The sequence below is a fragment of the Pseudomonas sp. ME-P-057 genome, from assembly GCF_030208975.1.
GTDB classification, from domain to species: domain Bacteria; phylum Pseudomonadota; class Gammaproteobacteria; order Pseudomonadales; family Pseudomonadaceae; genus Aquipseudomonas; species Aquipseudomonas lutea.
The window spans coordinates 23,386-42,303 of sequence record NZ_JARVSX010000015.1; the positions used below are offsets into that span (position 1 = coordinate 23,386).

Below are 18,918 nucleotides of genomic sequence, written 5' to 3' on the forward strand. Positions count from 1 at the left end.
CGAGTCAGCGGCAGCCGCACGAATTGCGAATGCGTAAGGTGGGTGCCAATTGCTCGGTCAGGCGCTCGCCGTCCGGGTCTTCGATGCGTTGCAGCAGCAGCTGCACCGCCCGCGCGCCGAGGGCCTGGACTGGCTGAGCAACCACACTCAGGCGCGGCAGAAAAAAATCCGCCCAATCAAAATCATCAAAACCGACCAGGGCCATTTGCTCCGGGACGGCAATGTTGGCATCACGCAAGGCGTGCATGGCGCCGATGGTCATCAGGTTATTGGCCGCCAGAATCGCAGTGGGCGGCGTCTCCAGCTGCAGAAGTGTGGTGGTGGCGACACGCGCCGACTCGCTGTTGGATTCACCATCGACCAGCAATTGTCGGTCCCAGGTAAGACCCGCACGATCAAGCGCCATACGATAGCCTTCGATCCGCTCCTCGGTGGTGCTCAGGCCGCGATGCCCGGCGATCATGCCGATGCGCCGGTGCCCGTGGTGGACCAGATGGTCCACCAGTTCGCCCGTGGACTGACGATTCTCGACGCCGACCTGATCAAAACCTTCGACGGCCATTCGGTCCACCAGCACGCTGGGAATGGCATTGCCGGTGAGGTATTTCAGCGCCGCATGCTGCGGGTCGCTGGACGGCGCGAGCAGAATGCCGTCCACGCGGCGGTGATGCAGAGCTTGCACCACGCGCAGCTCCTGATCCGGGTCGTCATGGGTATCGACGAACAGCATCATGATGCCGTGGCGCGCGCATTCGGTTTCGATGGCATGCAACGTTTCGCTGAAATAGTGGTTCGACAGCGCCGAGATCGCCACGCCGATGGTGTGGCTGCGCGAGCGTGCCAGCGAACGCGCCAGGGTGTTGGGGATGTAACCCAAGTCCCGGACCGCTCGCTGCACTGCTTCCACCGTCTTCACGCTGACCTTGCGCGTGCCGTTGAGCACGTGGGAGACGGTCGACGTCGAGACCCGCGCCTGCCGCGCCACGTCCTCCATTTTGATCACCGCAGTGACTCCTTAATGACAGCGTCTCAGCGCTTGCTCGACCAGCCGGTGTAGGACCCGACGTTGTCGCGGGTGATCAGCTTGGGCGTCAGTTGCGTCACTGCTTCGGCCGGCTTCTTGTCGTTGAGCAAGTCATTGCCGATCACCACGGCCTGCTGCGCCATCGCCCACGGGTCCTGGCTCGCCGAGGCCTGGATCGAGGTGTCGGCTTTTAGGGCCTGCTCGATGTCCGGTGCACCGTCGACCGAGGTGATGATGATGCCGCTGCGTTTGAGCTGCTTGGCGGCCAGGTCACTGCCGATGGCTTGAGGGTCGTTGATCGCAAACAGACCGTCGATTTTCGGGAAGCGCGTCAGGTAACCCTGCATGGCGTTCAGGCCACCTTCGCGCGAGCCCTTGGCGTCCTGGTCGTCAGACAGCACCTTGATGTCCGGCGCTGCGGCGAATGCGGATTTGCACCCGGTGACGCGGTCGGTCACGGCGGTGACTTGAGGGCCGTTCTGGATGATGACGTTGCCCTTGCCCGACAGCTTGTCGACGATGAACTGGCAGGCAAGTTTCCCGGCTTCCACGTTGTCGGTCTGCACGGTGGCGTCGACGCCGGTGGCGCTGACGTCCACGGCGACCACCTTGATACCGGCGGCCTGGGCTTTTTTGATGGCCGAGGCAATGGCCTTCGGGTCCACTGCGTTGATGAGGATCAAATCGACGCCCGACGCAATGAAGTTATCGATCTGCGAGAACTGCTTGCTCAGGTCGTAGTCGGCGGACACGGCCGTGACCTTGGCGTTGGGATTGAGCTCCAGGGCCTTGGCCTTGGCGCCGTCAGCCAGGGTCACAAAGTAGGGATTGCCGAGCGACCCCAGGCTGATGCCGACGGATTTCAGTTCGCGCGCTTCGACGCCCTGGGACAGCAGCGCAGCCAGGCAAAGGGACACGACCGCGGGGAATTTACGTTTGAAGTTCATGGATGCTCTCTTGTGATTATTGTCAGAGTGAGTCTTTGAAACGCGTACAAGCAACAGCTGTGAATCAGGTTCGCGCACCGGACTGGCGATAGCGATCAAGCGCCACCGCGCCGATGATCACGATGCCCTTGATGATGTACTGCCAGATGTCGGACACCCCAAGCAGCACCAGGCCATTGGTGAGCACGGCGATGATCAGCGCGCCGATCAGCGTGCCGCCGATGGTGCCGACCCCGCCGGTAAAGCTGGTGCCGCCGAGGATCACCGCGGCGATGGCATCGAGCTCGTAAGACTGGCCCAGTTGCAAGCCATTGGCGGCGAACAGGCGCGAGGCACTCATCACGGCGCCGAGCCCGGCCAGGGCGCCGGAGACGGCGTAGACGAACAGCAATACCTTCCACACCTTGATCCCGGACAGCCGCGCCGCTTCCGGGTTGCCGCCCACCGAGTAGATCTGCACGCCCATGACCGTGCGGCGCAGGATGAACCACGAGACCACGATGACCGCGACGGCGATGATCACCAGCCACGGCACACCGAGCACCGAGTCGTTGCCGATGAAGGCAAACGGCAGGTCCGGGTTGAAAACGGTTTTGTCGTCGGCCAGCAAACGCGCCAGGCCACGCATGGCGGTGAGCGCACCGAGGGTGACGATGAACGGCGGCAGGCGCATGAAAGCAATCAGACCGCCGTTCACCAGACCCAGCAAAAGACCGAAGCCGATGCCTGCGGCGATCCCGAACATGCCGAACTGCGGCGACATCGACGCTTGCAGCGCAACCACCGCCGAGGCCGCCAGAATGGCGCCCACCGAGAGGTCGATGCCGGCGGTCAGGATCACAAACGTCATCCCCGCCGCCAACACCACGTTGACCGAGGCCTGCTGGGTGATGATCGACAGGTTCTGCCAGCTCATGAAGGTGTCGGTCATCAGCGTAAAACCGATCAACAACAGCACCAGCACAGGCAGCATGCCAACGGTGCGCATCAGTTCGCGCACGCGTTCACGTTTGCTGATGGCGGCAACGGTGGGCGAATTTTCCAGGGGCAGACTCATGGCCTGGGTTCCTTTTTATTGTTGTTGATGAAAGACAGTTTTTTGTAGGCGAACGCGTGCCCGCGATGGCGCCGTGTCAGGCGATACATTGGGTGCTGTCGGAAAGCTTTCGCGGGCAAGCGCGCTCCTACAGGTTTCGTGTCGACCGTGAAAGAGAGGTCTAGGCATGCACCACCTGCGCACGTCCCAGCGCCTGGCCATCAAAGGTGATGAAGAAGCGATTATCTGTAGGAGCGCGCTTGCCCGCGATGGCGCGGTGTCAGGCGATGCATTGGGCGCTGCCGAACAGCTTTCGCGGGCAAGCGCGCTCCTACAGGTTTCGTGTCGGACCTGAGGGATGGGTCTAGGCATGCGCCACCTGCGCACTTCCGGTTGCCAGATCAATGATCCGCTCCTGGGAGATTTCCTGGCCGGACGCGCCGCCGACTTCGGCCACCAACTCGCCTTCGCGCATGATCAGGACCCGGTCGCAGGTGCCGATGATTTCCGGCAGCTCACTGGAGATGACCACGATGCCGACGCCGGCTTTGGCCAGTTCATTGATGATTCGGTAGATTTCCGACTTCGAGCCGATGTCCACGCCGCGTGTGGGTTCGTCGAGTATCAGCACGTGAGGTTTGACCTCCAGCAGCCGCGCCAGCAGCACCTTCTGCTGATTGCCGCCTGACAGCGCGCCAACGTTCACCTTGCCCGACGCCACCCGAATCGACAGCGAGCGAATCGCCTCAATGGCCCGCTGCGCTCCACGCCCGCGATCCAGTACGCCGCCGGCATGGGCATCCGGCACGCAGGCGCAGACGTTGATGTTGTCGCGCACACTCATGTCCAGAAACAGCCCTTGGGCCTTGCGGTCTTCGGTCAGGTACACCACCCCCGCACGAATCGCGTCGGCAGGATCGCGCAGGTCAGTGACCGCTTTGCCGGCCACTTCCAGGCTGCCGGAGACGCGCGCATCGGCGGCAAAGATCAGGCGCGCCAGCTCGGTGCGCCCTGCCCCGACCAACCCGGCAATGCCCAGCACCTCCCCGGCGTGCAGGTCGAAACTGCACGGCTTGACGCGCTTGCCGTCGGCCATGTCGCGCACCCGCATGACCACTGCGCCGGGGTCGTAGGCGGCGTGCTCTTTTTTGTAGAAACCGGAGAGATCACGGCCCACCATCATCTTGACCAAGGCTTCGGCGGACAGCCCGTCGCGCTCCAGCATGCCGACGTATTCACCATCACGCAGCACCGAAACCCGGTCGGACAACTCGTAGATCTCGGCCATGCGATGGCTGATGTAAATGATGGCCAGGCCCTGGTCGCGCAGTTGTTTGATCAGCGCGAACAGCCGGTCGGTCTCGCGCGACGACAGCGGTGTGGTCGGCTCGTCCATCACCAGGATTTTGGCGTTGGCGTGCAGCGCTCGGGCGATTTCGACCAACTGCCGCTCGGCAATCGACAGCACGCTGACCTTGGTCGACGGTTTGAAATCGGCGCCCAGCCGCACCAGCACCTCAACGCAGCCCGCTTCCATCGCTTTGCGATCGATGCTCCAGCCGCGCCGAAGCTCGCGGCCCAGGTAAATATTTTCGGCCACGCTGAGGTTCGGGCAGAGGCTCAGTTCCTGATAAATCACGGCAATGCCGCGCGCCTTTGCCGTCAGCGGATTGAACGCGCCAAGTGTCTGGCCCTCGATGCAAATTTCTCCACCGGCATCGGCCTGATAAGCGCCGGACAGGATCTTCATCAGCGTGGACTTGCCGGCGCCGTTCTCGCCCATCAAGGCATGCACCTCACCGGCGTACACCTTGAGGGCGACGTTTTTGAGCACGCGCAGACCGTTGAACGTCTTGGAGATGGCGCGCATTTCCAGTACGGGCTGAGGGGCGGATTGAGGCGAGGTCAACGGAACGGCACTCACGGCTGAGTGACCAGAGGAAACACAAGGATGGCCGGGGACGAGACGCGTGGTGGGCAAGCAGACGAGCTGAACCTGTCTAACTTCATGCAGAACTCCGGGTTTCTTGTTTTTATGTTCGGGCCGCCTCTATCGGGCGGCGCTCGGGAATTACTTTGAAACACTCTAGAACAGCTGAATCGATTCACGCAAGCGCTTGCGTTTTTATTTGTGGCTGCCATTGAGGCAGCGCTACGCAGGTCGGTCGGTAGCACGCCCCCCGACTCATAGTCTTGCCTCAAGCCAATATCTGCAGCCCGTGCTTCTGAACGATGCTGAGCAGCTTGAGGCCCATGCCGCCTGGCCGCTTGGACCCCGCCTCCCATTGCTTGATCGTGGATGTGCTGGTGTTGAGGTAACGCGCAAATACCGGCTGACTTACGTGGCTGCGCTCGCGGATCTCCTTGATCTGCGCGGGGTTGATCTCTGCAGGCATCTCGGCGATGCAGCACTGGTCGAACTCGCGCATCGTCGCCTTATCGATGGCGCCAATCGCCAACAACGCCTCGGCTGACTCGTGCACGGACGCGAGCGCCTCGCTTTCAATTTTCTTTCGCATGACATATCTCCGTTAGCTCCCGACGATCCAGCAACATCTGAACGTGGTGACAGCTGATTTTTTCGTAAACTTTGGCGAGTTTCCTGAAGGCGAGGAGTTCTTGCTTGCTGATGTTCGACTGGGTCTGTTTCGCAAACACGAATTGGTAAATCCAGTAAAACCGGCCTTTGGCCAAAATGATCGAGCGATGACGATTATTGTTGAGTCTCTTCTTCCAGACCCCACCTCCCAAGTCATCTGCTTGGCCGTTCCTGACGTCCTCCAGCGCGTTGCACAGCTCATCGTCGTCTATGAGCGCCTTCTTTGCCGCTGCGCTGAAGCCCTTCGTTTTGAAAACCCTTTCCGTCATATCGGTGCACCTACGCCAAGAGAGAAATCTACCACTTGGTGGTATACCTCTCCAGCTGTGTTTCGTCGCCTCACCGACGACGACGCATCGCTGCGGTCTTTACTTCAAACGCTGTGGGAATTCATGACCGTGTGATATTTGATCAAACCGCGCACGTCGCTCGTCGAGGTGAGTCGTTTCAGCCGAAATTTGCGGTAGCATTGCCGGCATTTCGATGACGCCAGAATCAGGAAGCCCTATGTCCAGAATTTCCCACTCCGCTTTGCGTCGCAAATTCCGTGAGCAGTTGGCGTCGCAGCAATGCGTCGAGACGGCCTCGGTGTTTGATCCCATGTCCGCGCGTATCGCGGCCGATCTGGGTTTCGAGGTCGGTATCCTGGGCGGGTCGGTGGCGTCGCTGCAGGTGCTGGCCGCGCCGGATTTCGCCTTGATCACCCTCAGTGAATTCGTCGAGCAGGCCACGCGCATCGGTCGCGTTGCGCAGTTGCCCTTCATCGCCGATGCCGACCACGGCTATGGCAACGCGCTGAATGTCATGCGCACCGTTGAAGAGCTCGAACGCGCCGGTGTGGCGGCGCTGACCATCGAAGACACGTTGCTGCCCGCGCAATTCGGGCGCAAGTCGACGGACCTGGTGTCCATCGAAGAAGGCATTGGCAAGGTCAGGGCCGCGCTGGAAGCCCGGGTCGATCCGGAACTGTCGATTGTGGCGCGGACCAACGCCGGAGTCCTGCCGGTACAGGACATCATCGAACGCACCCTGGCTTATGAAAAAGCCGGTGCCGATGGCATCTGCATCGTCGGCATCAAGGACTTCGAGCACTTGGAACAGATTTCGGAAAAGCTCAGCGTCCCATTGATGCTGGTGACGTACGGCAACCCGAAACTCAACGACCGCCAACGCCTCGCCGACTGCGGCGTGCGGGTGGTGGTTGCCGGCCATGCCGCCTATTTTGCGGCAATCAAGGCCACCTACGACAGCCTTCGCGCGCAACGTCAGGTCACGCACAGCACCTCGAACCACAGCGCCACCGAGTTGACCCACACCTACACCTTCCCGGAAAGCTATGTGGCCTGGGCGAAGGACTTCATGGACGTTAAGGAGTGACGCCCAGGCGTGCTGCCGCCTGGCAGCGCGCCGTGTCACACCTGAGCCTCAAACCGCCGTGCGCGACACCTTCCACGCCAGCACGCCGGCCATCAGCAGCAACACCCCGCTGGCGATAAACGTCGCGCTGTAGCCGACCCCGTCGTACAGCCAACCGCCTGCGGTCGCGCCCAGCGTGATTGCCAACTGGATGACCGCTACCATCAGACCGCCCCCCGCCTCGGCGTCTCTGGGCAGGGTGCGCGTCAACCAGGTAAACCAGCCCACCGGTGCGCAGGTCGAGATCAGGCCCCAGGCGCCGAGCAGCACGGCGGTCATGCCGAATGACTGACCGCAGACCACCAGGGCGACGGCAATAACGGCCATCAGCAACGGAATCACCATCAGCACCCGGTACAGATGCCTGGCCAGCAGCGCGCCAATCAGCAGGGTGCCGGCCAACCCCGAGACGCCGATGATCAGCAGCAGCATCGACAGGCCCGGCACGTCCACCCCGGTCACCGATTCCAGAAACGGCCGCAGGTAGGTGAACAGCGCGAACTGCCCCATGAACAGCAAAGCCACTGCCACCATGCCGTAGAACACCTTGGCACGGCCGAGCAAACGGAACACGTCCGTTGCCGACCCGGCGCCGCGTTCACTGGGCATGCGCGGCAGGGTAAACGCCTGCCAGCACAGCGCCAGCGCGGCGAGCGGCACCACGCAGAAAAACGCACCGCGCCAGCCGATCAGGCCGCCCAGAAAGCTGCCCAAGGGCGCGGCGACGGCGGTGGCCAGCGCGGTGCCGCTCTGGACCATCGCAATGGCTTTGGGCACGACCGACTCAGGTGCGATGCGCATCATCACCGCGGTGCTCATCGACCATGAACCGCCAATCGCGATGCCCAACACCGCCCTGCCCAGCATCAGTACAGGATAATTCGGCGCGAAGGCGACCATGATCCCGGAAATCACCAGCAGCACGGTCATGCTCAGCAGGACCGGTTTGCGGTCCAGCCCCCGCGTCAGCGTCGACAGGAACAGGCTGGCGATCACCGCAAAGAAACCCGAAATGCCGATCGCCTGCCCGGCCTGCCCTTCACTCAGGCTCAAGTCAGTAGCGATGGGCGTCAGCAGACTGACCGGCAAAAACTCCGAAGCCACCAGCGCGAACGCGCACAGGGCCATGGCCAGCACAGCGCCCCATACGTGGCGGGTCACAGCAGTAAACGGTGCAGCAGGGGTGCCCATGAAAAACTCCTACATGTTTCAACCCCTGGCAGATTGCAGGGGCCTGTTATCCACCGCAGACGCGCCCAACTGCGCGCCCGGCCTCAATGGCCGATCCGACGGCTCGCCGGATTACCCGGCAAGCACACGCGTCGGTGCTTATTTCAGGTGGGTCTGGAAAAAAGAGGTCAGCCGGGCGAAAGGAATCAGATCGACCCGGTCGTACAGGTCCACATGCCCGGCGCCGGGGATAATCACCAGCTCTTTGGGCTGACCGGCAAGGCGATAGGCCTCTTCGCTGAATTCACGCGAGTGTGCGTCTTCACCGGCGATGAACAGCATCGGCCGCGGCGAGATCGTCTCGATGTCAGCAAACGGGTAGAAGTTCATGAACTTGACGTTGCTGCTCAGCGTGGGATGAGTGGTCAACAGCGGCGACTGACCCGACGGCGTGAACTCGCCCCTTGGCGTGCGGTAGAAATCATAAAACTCGCGCTCGATGGGATTGGATTTCTCCGTCAGCGCGTCCACCGTGCCGCTGGTGTAAAGGGTCTTGCCGCCGGCGAACTCGACATCACGCTGTGCAGCCGCCGCGGCAATCGCGGCCTTGCGTTGTTCAACGCTGACTGAATGCTGCAGGCCATTGCGATTGACCCCGCCCATGTCATACATGCTGACCGTCGCCACGGCCTTCATGCGCGGGTCGATCTTCGCGGCGCTGATGGCGAAACTGCCGCTGCCGCAAATACCCAGCACGCCGATGCGTTCGCGATTCACGAAGCCCTGACTACCCAGGTAATCAACCGCCGCGCTGAAATCCTCGGCGTACATTTCCGGCGCAACCGCGTTGCGCGGTCGGCCTTCGCTCTCACCCCAATACGACAGATCGATCGCCAGGGTGATGAACCCCTGCTCTGCCAGCTTTTGTGCATACAGGTTGGAGCTCTGCTCCTTCACCGCGCCCATGGGGTGGCCGACGATGATCGCCGGGTATTGCCGCCCGCTGATCATGTTTTTCGGCACGAACAGATTGCCGACTGTCTTCAGCTGGTACTGGTTGTTGAACGTCACCTTTTGCCGGGTGACTTGTTCGCTCACGTAGAAATTGTCAGCTCCATTGGACATGTCGGCCCCCATCGTTACGAAGGAGCTGGCCAGCAGGGCCAGTCCTATCATCAGTCGTTTCATGAATGTCTCCGGCGCCGGCACGGCGCGATGAGTGTGCGATGCACATAGTCATGGCGATGCCGGGTGAACCAGTAGAGCGATCCGGTGGTTTTCTTGCCTGATCCGATCAGACCCGCTGCGGTCGGCTGGACAGCCGTTTTGCCGCGCACGTACAGTGCCGGCCTGATCCAGAGGGCCGCAGCCATGCCACCACTTCCTTCGATAACCGACTCCGGCGCAGCCGATGCTGCATCGCAGGCATCACTGGCTTCGCTGGTGAGCATCATCGGTGCCATGACACCCGGCCCGGGGGACTTTCCCACCACCATCGACGGTCTGGGGCTGTTTCGTCGCGACGAGCCCTCGCCGCCAGTCACCTGTATCCTGGCGCCGAGCATCGTGCTGGTGGTTCAGGGCGCCAAGGAAATGGTGATTGGTGGCGACGTCTACCCTTACGACACGACGCGCTTTCTCATCACCTCGCTGGACCTGCCGGCCAACTCCGCCGTGACCCTCGCCAGCGCGGACGTCCCGTGTCTGGGGCTGGTGTTCAGGCTCGACCTGCGCACGCTGACCGAGCTGATTGCCCAGGGCAACGCGCCGACGCCCAAAGAACGCCCCGTGCGCAAAAGCGCCGGCATTGCGTCCCTCACCTCAGGGTTGCTCGACCCCGTCGGCCGGCTCGTCGAACTGCTGCAGGAGCCTGAGGCCATCCCCGTCCTGTGGCCCTTGCTGCAGCGGGAAATCCACTACCGGCTGCTCAAATGCGATCAAGCGCCGTTGCTGCGGCACATCGCCTCCGTCGACAGCCAGGGTCACCGGATCGCCCGGGCCATCGACTGGCTGAAGCTCAACTACACGGCGGCGTTGCGCGTCGAGGACCTGGCGGCACGCGTGCAGATGAGCGCGCCGAATTTCCACCTGCATTTTCGCAACCTGACGTCGATGAGCCCGCTGCAGTACCAGAAATGGTTGCGCCTGAACGAAGCCCGCCGCCTGATGCTCAACGAACATCTGGATGCCGCCAGCGCCGCCTTCAAAGTCGGTTACGAGAGCCCGTCGCAGTTCAGCCGCGAGTACGGCCGGCTGTTCGGTGCGCCACCGAAAAAGGACATCGCGAGGCTGCGCAGCCAGGCGCTGGTGATGTCCTGACCTGATCGATCGCGGTGGTGGTCCCTTATTCACCAGTCCGGCGAAGCAGGTGTCATCAGTCACCCACTCTTGACCGTCAGGCGCAGTCTGGAGGCGCCACAGGACGGCTGCACTAGAAGTCGAAACTGAACTGGTCCTGAGCGCTGAGATCGAGGGTGCGCGACAGCACGAACGGCAGGATCGCATCAGCAATCGGTTGCAGCTGTTTGCTGATGTAGTGGTCGTAGTCGATGGCCGCGGTGCGCACTTCCAGCGGCTCGGGGCCGGCGACGGTGATCACGTAGCTGATCCACCCGCGATTCTGGTACTGCAACGGTCGACCCTGCTGACGGTTGTAGGCATCAGCCAGGCGCGCCGCGCGCACGTGAGGCGGCACATTGCGCTCGTAATCGTCGAGGGCCCGGCGCAGGCGCTTGCGGTAGATGAGCTGGCTGTCCAGCTCGCCGGCCAGGGTCCGGCGCACGTAATCGCGGATGTATTCCTGGAACGGCTCGCGCTGGAAGATCCGCAGGTACAGCTCCTGCTGGAAGGTGCGGGCCAGCGGCGACCAATCGGTGCGCACCACTTCAAGGCCCTTGTAGACCATTTCGTCCTGGCCATTGGCCCGGGTGACCAGGCCCGCATAGCGCTTCTTGCTGCCCTCCTCGGCACCGCGAATGGTCGGCATGAGAAAGCGTTTGAAGTGGGTTTCAAACTGCAGCTCAAGGGCGCTCTCCAGGCCGTATTCTGCCTTCACATGGGCGCGCCACCAGTCATTGACCTGCCGGACGAGCGCGCTGCCGATCTGCGCCGCCTCGGCCTGTTCATGGGCCTTTTTCAGCCAAACGAACGTGGAGTCGGTGTCGCCGTAAATCACCTCATAACCCTGCGCTTCGATGAGCAGGCGGGTCTGGTGCATGATCTGGTGGCCGCGCAAGGTGATCGACGACGCCAGGCGAGTGTCGAAGAAGCGGCAACCGCTTGAGCCCAGCACGCCGTAGAAGGCGTTCATGATGATTTTCAAGGCTTGGGACAGCGGCGCATTGCCTTCGCGCTTCGCTACTTCGCGCCCCTCGGCGACCCGTTCGACGATGGCCGGCAGACAGTGCCGCGTCCGCGAAAAGCGCGCCCCACGAAAGCCCTCCACCGAGTCACTGTCGTCAGGGTATTTGAGGCCCTCGATCAAGCCCACCGGATCGATCAGAAACGTGCGGATGATCGACGGGTACAGGCTTTTGTAATCGAGCACCAGAACCGACTCGTAAAGGCCCGGACGCGAGTCCATGACGAAGCCCCCGGGGCTGGCCTCGGGCATGCGCTCGCCCAGGTTCGGCGCGACGAAGCCCTGCCGGTGCATCAGCGGGATGTACAGGTGCTCGAATGCCGCCACCGAGCCGCCGTTGCGATCCACCGGCAGACCGGTGACCGTGGCACGCTCCAGCAGGAAGGTCAGCAGCTCGGTCTTGTCGAAGATCTGCGTCACCAGCTCGCAGTCCTTGAGGTTGTAGCGCGCCAGTGCCGGCTTGTCCTCGGCGAACATGCGGTTGATCTCATCCATGCGCTGATACGGATTGTCGATGGCCTTGCCTTCGCCCAGCAGCGTCTGCGAGACGTTCTCCAGGCTGAACGAGGGGAAACTCCAGGTGGCCGAGCGCAGCGCCTCGATGCCGTCGATGATCAGACGCCCGGCCGCCGCCGCGAAAAAATGGTTGTTGCGCGCACCGTGTTCGCGCCAGGTCATGACCTCACCGCCCCGCCCCAGACGCAGCGGCACGTTCAAGCGCCGCGAATGCTCGTGCAGAACGCGCAGGTCGAACTGCACAACGTTCCAGCCGACGATGCCGTCCGGGTCATGCAGCGCCATCCACGCATTGAGCTTTTCCAGCAGGGCTGCTCGGGTGTCGCAATACTCCAGCTTGAAATTCACCTGCGTGGCATCGCCGTTGGGCGGGCCGAGCATGTACACCTGCCGCTCGCCGCAGCCGTGCAGGCCAATGCAATAAAGCTCGCCGCGCTCGGTGGTTTCGATGTCCAGCGACACCAGTTTAAGGGTCGGCCGATACCCCGGCGCCGGCTTGAGCTGAGCGTCGAGCAGCAGGCCGTTGGCATCCGGCCGGCCACTGAACTGCACCGGCGCGGTGATGAAACGCTCCATCAGGTAACGCTCGGGCGGACGCACATCGGCTTCGTAGACATCGACGCTGGCTTTGCGCAGATCGCTTTCCAGGTTCATCAACTGGCGATGCTGACGCACGTACAGACCGAGCACCGGGCGATGACGAAAGTCACATAACTCAAGCGGCTTGAGCTCGACATTGCGCTCGTTGCGCAGCACCGCCTCGGCGCGCTCGCGATGCTGGGCCGGGATAAACGCCACGGAGGTCTGGTACGGCAGGCGCACCTGGCGCGGCCCGTCGTCGGTGGCCAGCCAGAATTCCACCTCGGTCCCCGCGTCGGTGTCGCGCCAATGCCGGGTCAGGACGAAGCCCTGCTGTAAATCCACCTTCGCAACCTCGTCGCCATCATTTCAGACAGCGATTCTACGGTGAACGCGACAGGAAAAGCGCGGCGACAGACCACAGGCGCGTCAGCACGCTGCCACACCTTGTTCGCTTGAGGCGCGGTCACTTGAAGCGAGGCCGTTTGAAGCGAGGCCACTTGGGCGGTCAGCGCCGACGGCCTATCCTTCGGGAACGATGTAAGCCCTGCGGGCATCACAATGGCTCGTACATCATCTGAGGGATCCAGCATGCACGTTCGACGCAACGCACTGACCGCTTCCATTCTTGCCGCCATTTTCAGCTGCGGCATCCAGGCCGCCAACGCCGCCGAAGTCGCCCCCGACCTTCTGTTGAAAAAAGCCCAGGCCGAACAGAAGCCTTATCTGGCAACCGTCAAGCAACTGGTGGACATCGACACCGGCACGGGTCAGGCCGCCGGCCTGAAGATGGTCAGCGCGGTGCTGGTCGAGCGTTTGAAAGCCTTGGGCGCGGGCGTTGAAACCTCGCCAGCCACGCCATCGGCAGGCGACAATATCGTCGGTACGATTAAGGGCACGGGCAGCAAATCGTTCCTGCTGATGATCCACTACGACACCGTGTTCGGCCCCGGAACCGCAGCGAAACGGCCGTTCCGTGTTGACGCCGAGCGCGCCTACGGGCCGGGCGTGGCTGATGCCAAAGGCGGTGTGGCCATGGTGCTGCACACCTTGCAGTTGCTCAAGGATGAGAAATTCAAAGACTTCGGCACGCTCACGGTGTTGTTCAACCCCGACGAGGAAACCGGATCGGCGGGCTCGAGAACCCTCATCGCCGAACTGGCCCGCAAGCATGACTACGTGTTCTCGTTCGAGCCGCCGGACAAGGACGCCGTGACGGTCGCCACCAACGGCATCAACGGCGTGTTCGTCGACGTGAAAGGCAAATCATCCCACGCCGGCTCCGCGCCGGAAGCCGGGCGCAATGCGGCCATGGAGCTGGCGCATCAGCTGGTGCAGCTCAAAGACCTGGGCGATCCCGCCAAGGGCACCACCGTCAACTGGACGCTCATCAAAGGCGGCGAGAAGCGCAACATCATCCCGTCGAGCGCGGCGGCCGAAGGCGACATGCGTTATTCGGACCTGAGTGAATCCGACCGCGTGCTTGCGGACGGCCAGCGCATCGTGCAAAGCAAAATGATCGACGGCACCGAGGTCAGCTTCCGCCTCGACAAAGGCCGCCCACCGCTGGCGAAAAACCCCGCGACCGACGATCTGGCCAAAACGGCGCAAGCGCTTTACGGCAAGATCGGCCGCACGCTGGAACCGATTGCCATGCGCTTCGGCACCGACGCCGGTTATGCCTATGTCCCCGACAGTCAGAAGCCGGCGGTGCTGGAAACCATGGGCGTGGTCGGCGCCGGCCTGCACGCGGATGACGAGTACATGGAGCTGTCCAGCATCGCCCCTCGGCTGTACCTGACCGCAGCATTGATCATGCAACTGTCGGGCAAATGATCCGGCTGTTACCCCAGCGCCGAGCGCAAGTCGCACCACATATGCACTTTTGACACATAGCGTTCTCCCACCGCCACGGCACAGGGCTCCACACCAAAGGGTGTGAAGCCCTGCCGTTCATACAAGCCCTGCGCACCGTGATTGCCTTGCGTCACCGTCAGTTGCACCAGCACCAGCTGTGGCTGCGCGCGCGCATGGTCCAGCACGCGTCTAACAAGCTCTGCCCCGATGCCTTTGCCCCGCTGTGCCCGGGGCACGTACATGCCGAAGAGGGTGGATTTGTGGCGGGCCTTTTTTCTGTTTTCCAGGGACAGCCCGGCGACCCCGAACAAGGTCTGACCCTCGACGGCGCCGAAAACAACGTCCGTCACGTCGGCGCCGGTTTCAAGCCGTTTCTCCCACCAGGCCATCGGCAAGGCTTCGCGCTCGGCCACGTCGGAAGTAAACGCGTCGGGGTGCAGCGCATACGCCTCAAGCATGAGCGCTCGATAAGCCGGGGCATCTGCCGGGGTCAGTCGCCGGATGTTGGTCGTCATGAGGATCACGCCGCAGGGTCGAGGGCTGATTATGTCGCCTCGGCGCGCCACGTCACAACGCGCCATTACCAGGCGCCACGACAGTGCCGGCGCTGCACTCATTCAGCGGCTTTTCCCGCCGCCTATTGCAAAAACCCTGCTGCCGACTGCAACCTCCACGGTTTGTGCGGCTCAGACTATTCGCAACCGGCAAATCGCGCAGCGTGGGCGCGTCAGTTTCGAGGGAGATTTACATGCGTTTCAGATCATTCATCCAGTGTCTTGCTGCGGTGCCGCTGGCGCTGCTGATGGCAGGGACGGCCGTTGCCAGCGAAGAAACGCAGCTGATCCAGTCAATCAACAGTTACCGCAGCCAGGCTCAGCCTTGCGCCAATGTGGCGTCCACCGAGCTGCCGCCGCTCAACAGCGACCCGCGCCTGAACCTGCCCGCCAGTGGCACGGTGGATCTGCAGCCGATGCTGTCGCGGGCGTCCTACCCGATGGTCAGCGTCCAGGCGATCACCCTCTCCGGCCCGCGCGACGCGCAAGCGGCCATGGCGGCCATTCAGGAAAGTTTTTGTCAGGTGGTGCTCAACCCGCAGTTCGTTGATATCGGTGTCAGCCGCAACGACCGCGACTGGCGCATCGTGCTGGCCCGGCCGCTGCTGGCAGGCGGTTTGGGCAATGCCCAGGCGGAGGGCCAGAAGCTGCTGGGCCTGATCAACGACGTGCGCAAGCAACCGCAACAATGCGGCGGCCAGCCATTCGCCGCCGCGGCGCCGCTGGTCTGGAACGACACGCTGATGAGCGCAGCCGAAAGCCATTCGCGCTCCATGGCCAACAACAATTACTTTGACCACAAAGGCCGCAACGGCGGAACACCGGGCGACCGCGCCGAGCTGGCCGGTTACATCGGCCAGCAGATCGGCGAAAACATCGCCGCCGGCCAGGACAATGCACGCAAGGTGGTGGAGGGTTGGCTGGCCAGCCCGGGGCATTGCGCCAACCTGATGAACCCGCAGTTTCACGATCTGGGCGCCGCCTACGCCGTGGACCCGAAAAGCGACGCGGGCATCTACTGGACGGCGCTGTTCGGCGTGCAGTAACCGACGCAGTGACAGGCGCGTGTCTTGCGGTCGGCGGGACGGCGCCTGCCAATGGCCTGTCAAGATTGTCAGTGCTCAGGCCTGTGTGACGTAGCCAGTCGCTGCGTCATCGCCGCTCACTTCCGTGTAATGCCGCTGATAGGCCAGCGCCTGCCCCTGCGCATCGAACAGATGGCAGCGATGGCCCTGCACACCCACCCGCAACAGCTGACCGGCCTTGACCGTCGACATGCCCTCCCCCTTGATCATCAGGTCATGGCCCTCGTCGGTCTGGGCATGGGTGAAGGTTTCCCCGCCGAGATGCTCGACGACCAGGGCTTTCACCGGAATCTGCGCATCGCCTTCGCCACGCTCCGACAAATGCTCGGGACGCAGGCCCAGGGTCAACGCATCGCCCGCCTTGATCTGCTCGCCCTTCACTGGCACCCGCAACCGCCCACCGCCCGGCAGGCTGACCTGCACGCCGGAGGCATCGGCTGCGACGGCGGTGACCGGCAGAAAGCTCATCTGCGGCGAGCCGATGAAGCCTGCGACGAAGCGGTTGCGCGGATGATGGTAGAGCTCCAGCGGTGAGCCGACCTGTTCGATGCAGCCCTTGTTGAGCACGACGATCTTGTCAGCGAGGGTCATCGCTTCGACCTGATCATGGGTCACGTAGACCATGGTCGCCTGCAAGTCGGCGTGTAGTCTGGCGATCTCGATGCGCATCTGCACCCGCAGCGATGCGTCCAGGTTGGAGAGCGGCTCGTCGAACAGAAAGACTTCAGGCTCATGCACGATGGCGCGACCAATGGCCACGCGCTGACGCTGGCCGCCCGACAACGCCTTGGGTTTGCGATCCAGCAGCGGTTCCAGCTGCAGGATGCGCGCGGCGTTGCGCACTTTGGCTTCGATCTGATCCTTTGGGGTTTTTTGCATCTTCAGCCCGAAGGCGATGTTGTCGTAGACCGACATGTGCGGGTACAGCGCGTAGGACTGGAAGACCATGGCCACGCCGCGGTCGGCCGGCTCCAGATAAGTCACGTCCCGCGCACCGATGCGAATCTGCCCCTGAGTGATGCTCTCAAGCCCGGCGATGCAGCGCAGCAAAGTCGATTTGCCACACCCGGACGGCCCGACGAAGACCACGAACTCGCGGCTCTCGATGCTCAGGTGGATGTCATGCAAGACCTTGATCTCGCCGTAGGCTTTCTCGACGCCACTCAAACTGAGCTCAGTCAAAATCGTGTCCCCTGAAGTTATTGTTGTGGGGTAATGGGCACCTGCGTTGACGAAGCAATGCACCGACTTGACAGCCAGACATTTCGTCCTACGATCATTTGTAATTCGTAAATTACAAATGTCAAGGAGCTGCCACAAGACGGACGGATCAGGCCCGTGCACCGAGCGCCATGGCGCATCGACGTGCGAAAAAAACGAGATCGCCCCCACATCCCGCGTAACCCTCACCCACAACAATAACGAGGTCACGTAAATGAAGAAGCTGGTATGGAATGCCCTTGCCGTGTCGATTGCGCTGGGGTCTGGCGCTGCACAGGCCTGGACGCTGGAGGAAGCGGCCGCGCCGTACAAGGGCACCGAGATCAAGGCGATTTTCCTCGACCGTCCCGGTTACGCCGCCGCCATCAAACTGCTGCCCGAATTCGAGAAGAAGACCGGCATTAAAGTCAGCTACGAAACCATTCCCTACGAGAACAGCCGCGAGCGTGAGGTGCTGAGCTTTACCTCCGGCGAACAGCTCGACGTGGTGCTGACGGACGTGGTGTGGATTGGCGAATTCGCCGGCAATGGCTGGCTCGAACCGGTCACCACCTTCACGCAGGACGCCAAGCTCGCCGACCCTGCGCTCAACCTCGACGGCTTCTTCCCGATTCTGCTGGAGTCGTTCGGCGGTTGGGACAAACAGACCTACGGCTTGCCGTTCGATAACTATTCCGGCCTGCTCTTCTACAACAAATGCATGCTCAAGGACGCCGGCTTCGACAAGCCGCCAGCGACGTGGGATGAGCTGCTCAAGGACTACGCGCCCAAACTCACTGACAAGAGCAAGGATCGCTACGCCTACGCCTTGCAATCGCGACGCGGTGAAACGCAGTCCGCCGACAGCTTCATGCGCTTCCTCTGGCCATTCGGTGGCTCACTGCTGGACGACAAGTTCAAGTCCAACCTCAATTCCAAGGCATCTCAGCAGGGCCTGCAATTTCGCCAGGACCTGATGAAGTTCATGCCGCCGGGCATCGTCGATTACGACCACAACGAAGCGGTCAACGCCCTCGCCCAAGGCAAAGTGGCGATGATCACCGAGTGGTCCGCGTTCTACAGCACCCTGGCGGACCCCGGGAAATCAAAAATCACCGACTGCCTTGCCGTGGCCACAGAACCCAAAGGACCTGCCGGGCTGAAACCTGCGTTGGGTGGATTCTCCCTGGGCGTCAATGCGAAATCCGAGGATAAACAAAAAGCCGCGGCGTGGCTGTTCATTCAGTGGGTCACCTCCGAAGCCATGGCCAAACCGTACCTGGAAGCCGGCGGCGTCAGCGGGCGCATGTCGGTGTACAAGGACGCCGAGGTGCAGAAGAAATACCCGTTCGTGCAGCCGATGGTGACCTCGTGGGAAGGCGGCGTGCCTGATTACCGCCCACGCTTCCCGCAGTGGCCTGAAATTTCCGAAGTGGTCGGCGAAAACGGCACCGCGATCATGCTCGGCAAAATGAGCGTGGAGACCGGGGCCAAGGCGATCGGCAGCCGCATGGAGGACATCCTCAAGAAGGCAGGGTATTACGACGGCAAAGCCAAATTGCTGAAATAGCGCG

17 protein-coding genes are annotated in these 18,918 nt (G+C 62.3%); 5 read left to right on the top strand and 12 right to left on the bottom strand.

What is annotated here, in order from left to right:
• Positions 1 to 4 precede the first annotated feature (4 nt).
• From QRN48_RS07795 to QRN48_RS07820, 6 genes are all read right to left on the bottom strand, one after another.
• Positions 5 to 1,003: a LacI family DNA-binding transcriptional regulator gene (locus tag QRN48_RS07795; protein ID WP_285349872.1), complete on the bottom strand. Its 999-nt coding sequence runs from the start codon at positions 1,001 to 1,003 to the stop codon at positions 5 to 7.
• Positions 1,004 to 1,029: 26 nt separating this feature from the next.
• Positions 1,030 to 1,971, bottom strand: a complete 942-nt coding sequence (locus QRN48_RS07800; RefSeq protein ID WP_285349874.1) for an ABC transporter substrate-binding protein — start codon at positions 1,969 to 1,971, stop codon at positions 1,030 to 1,032.
• A gap of 64 nt (positions 1,972 to 2,035) precedes the next feature.
• Positions 2,036 to 3,028, bottom strand: a complete 993-nt coding sequence (locus QRN48_RS07805; protein ID WP_037010714.1) for an ABC transporter permease subunit — start codon at positions 3,026 to 3,028, stop codon at positions 2,036 to 2,038.
• 343 nt (positions 3,029 to 3,371) lie between these two features.
• Complete coding sequence (locus QRN48_RS07810; protein WP_037010715.1) at positions 3,372 to 4,877, bottom strand: sugar ABC transporter ATP-binding protein; 1,506 nt, start codon at positions 4,875 to 4,877, stop codon at positions 3,372 to 3,374.
• A 328-nt stretch (positions 4,878 to 5,205) separates the two neighbouring features.
• On the bottom strand, positions 5,206 to 5,526 hold the full coding sequence (locus tag QRN48_RS07815) for a helix-turn-helix domain-containing protein (protein ID WP_037010718.1): 321 nt from the start codon (positions 5,524 to 5,526) through the stop codon (positions 5,206 to 5,208).
• Positions 5,510 to 5,875, bottom strand: coding sequence for a type II toxin-antitoxin system RelE/ParE family toxin (locus QRN48_RS07820; protein WP_037010720.1), 366 nt, complete (start codon positions 5,873 to 5,875; stop codon positions 5,510 to 5,512). Before QRN48_RS07820 ends, QRN48_RS07815 begins: the two co-directional genes overlap by 17 nt.
• A gap of 238 nt (positions 5,876 to 6,113) precedes the next feature.
• Between QRN48_RS07820 and QRN48_RS07825 the strand changes: the two genes are divergently transcribed.
• Entirely contained in the window at positions 6,114 to 6,983 is an 870-nt protein-coding gene (locus QRN48_RS07825) for an oxaloacetate decarboxylase (RefSeq protein ID WP_191943501.1), read from the top strand.
• A gap of 48 nt (positions 6,984 to 7,031) precedes the next feature.
• On the opposite strand, the gene QRN48_RS07830 is transcribed toward QRN48_RS07825, so the two are convergent.
• The 3 genes from QRN48_RS07830 to QRN48_RS07840 all read right to left on the bottom strand — a co-directional run bounded on the left by QRN48_RS07830 (position 7,032) and on the right by QRN48_RS07840 (position 9,565).
• Positions 7,032 to 8,213 carry an MFS transporter gene (locus QRN48_RS07830; protein WP_285349877.1) on the bottom strand — a complete coding sequence of 394 codons (1,182 nt, stop codon included), beginning with the start codon at positions 8,211 to 8,213 and terminating at the stop codon, positions 7,032 to 7,034.
• Positions 8,214 to 8,351: 138 nt separating this feature from the next.
• Positions 8,352 to 9,380 (bottom strand): alpha/beta hydrolase, encoded by a 1,029-nt coding sequence (locus QRN48_RS07835; RefSeq protein ID WP_285349878.1) that lies wholly within the window; start codon positions 9,378 to 9,380, stop codon positions 8,352 to 8,354.
• Positions 9,377 to 9,565 (bottom strand): hypothetical protein, encoded by a 189-nt coding sequence (locus QRN48_RS07840; protein WP_037010725.1) that lies wholly within the window; start codon positions 9,563 to 9,565, stop codon positions 9,377 to 9,379. Before QRN48_RS07840 ends, QRN48_RS07835 begins: the two co-directional genes overlap by 4 nt.
• Here QRN48_RS07840 and QRN48_RS07845 point away from each other — a divergent pair.
• Positions 9,564 to 10,511 (top strand): AraC family transcriptional regulator N-terminal domain-containing protein, encoded by a 948-nt coding sequence (locus tag QRN48_RS07845; RefSeq protein WP_497293207.1) that lies wholly within the window; start codon positions 9,564 to 9,566, stop codon positions 10,509 to 10,511. The genes QRN48_RS07840 and QRN48_RS07845 overlap by 2 nt on opposite strands.
• Before the next feature lie 112 nt (positions 10,512 to 10,623).
• Here the strand turns inward: QRN48_RS07845 and QRN48_RS07850 are convergent, their stop codons facing one another.
• Positions 10,624 to 12,993, bottom strand: coding sequence for a DNA polymerase II (locus QRN48_RS07850; RefSeq protein ID WP_285349879.1), 2,370 nt, complete (start codon positions 12,991 to 12,993; stop codon positions 10,624 to 10,626).
• A 246-nt stretch (positions 12,994 to 13,239) separates the two neighbouring features.
• Here QRN48_RS07850 and QRN48_RS07855 point away from each other — a divergent pair, with 246 nt between their 5' ends.
• Positions 13,240 to 14,484, top strand: a complete 1,245-nt coding sequence (locus QRN48_RS07855) for a M20/M25/M40 family metallo-hydrolase (protein WP_285349880.1) — start codon at positions 13,240 to 13,242, stop codon at positions 14,482 to 14,484.
• An 8-nt stretch (positions 14,485 to 14,492) separates the two neighbouring features.
• Here the strand turns inward: QRN48_RS07855 and QRN48_RS07860 are convergent, their stop codons facing one another.
• On the bottom strand, positions 14,493 to 15,020 hold the full coding sequence (locus tag QRN48_RS07860) for a GNAT family N-acetyltransferase (RefSeq protein WP_191943506.1): 528 nt from the start codon (positions 15,018 to 15,020) through the stop codon (positions 14,493 to 14,495).
• A gap of 287 nt (positions 15,021 to 15,307) precedes the next feature.
• Between QRN48_RS07860 and QRN48_RS07865 the strand changes: the two genes are divergently transcribed.
• Positions 15,308 to 16,105, top strand: a complete 798-nt coding sequence (locus tag QRN48_RS07865; protein WP_420806897.1) for a CAP domain-containing protein — start codon at positions 15,308 to 15,310, stop codon at positions 16,103 to 16,105.
• A 75-nt stretch (positions 16,106 to 16,180) separates the two neighbouring features.
• On the opposite strand, the gene QRN48_RS07870 is transcribed toward QRN48_RS07865, so the two are convergent.
• The gene (locus tag QRN48_RS07870) at positions 16,181 to 17,326 is read right to left on the bottom strand and encodes an ABC transporter ATP-binding protein (RefSeq protein ID WP_285349883.1); all 1,146 of its coding nucleotides are present in this window, start codon (positions 17,324 to 17,326) and stop codon (positions 16,181 to 16,183) included.
• Positions 17,327 to 17,579: 253 nt separating this feature from the next.
• On the opposite strand from QRN48_RS07870, the gene QRN48_RS07875 reads away from it, so the two are divergent.
• A complete protein-coding gene (locus QRN48_RS07875; protein WP_285349885.1) occupies positions 17,580 to 18,914 on the top strand; it encodes an ABC transporter substrate-binding protein in 1,335 nt (444 codons plus the stop codon).
• Positions 18,915 to 18,918 lie beyond the last annotated feature (4 nt).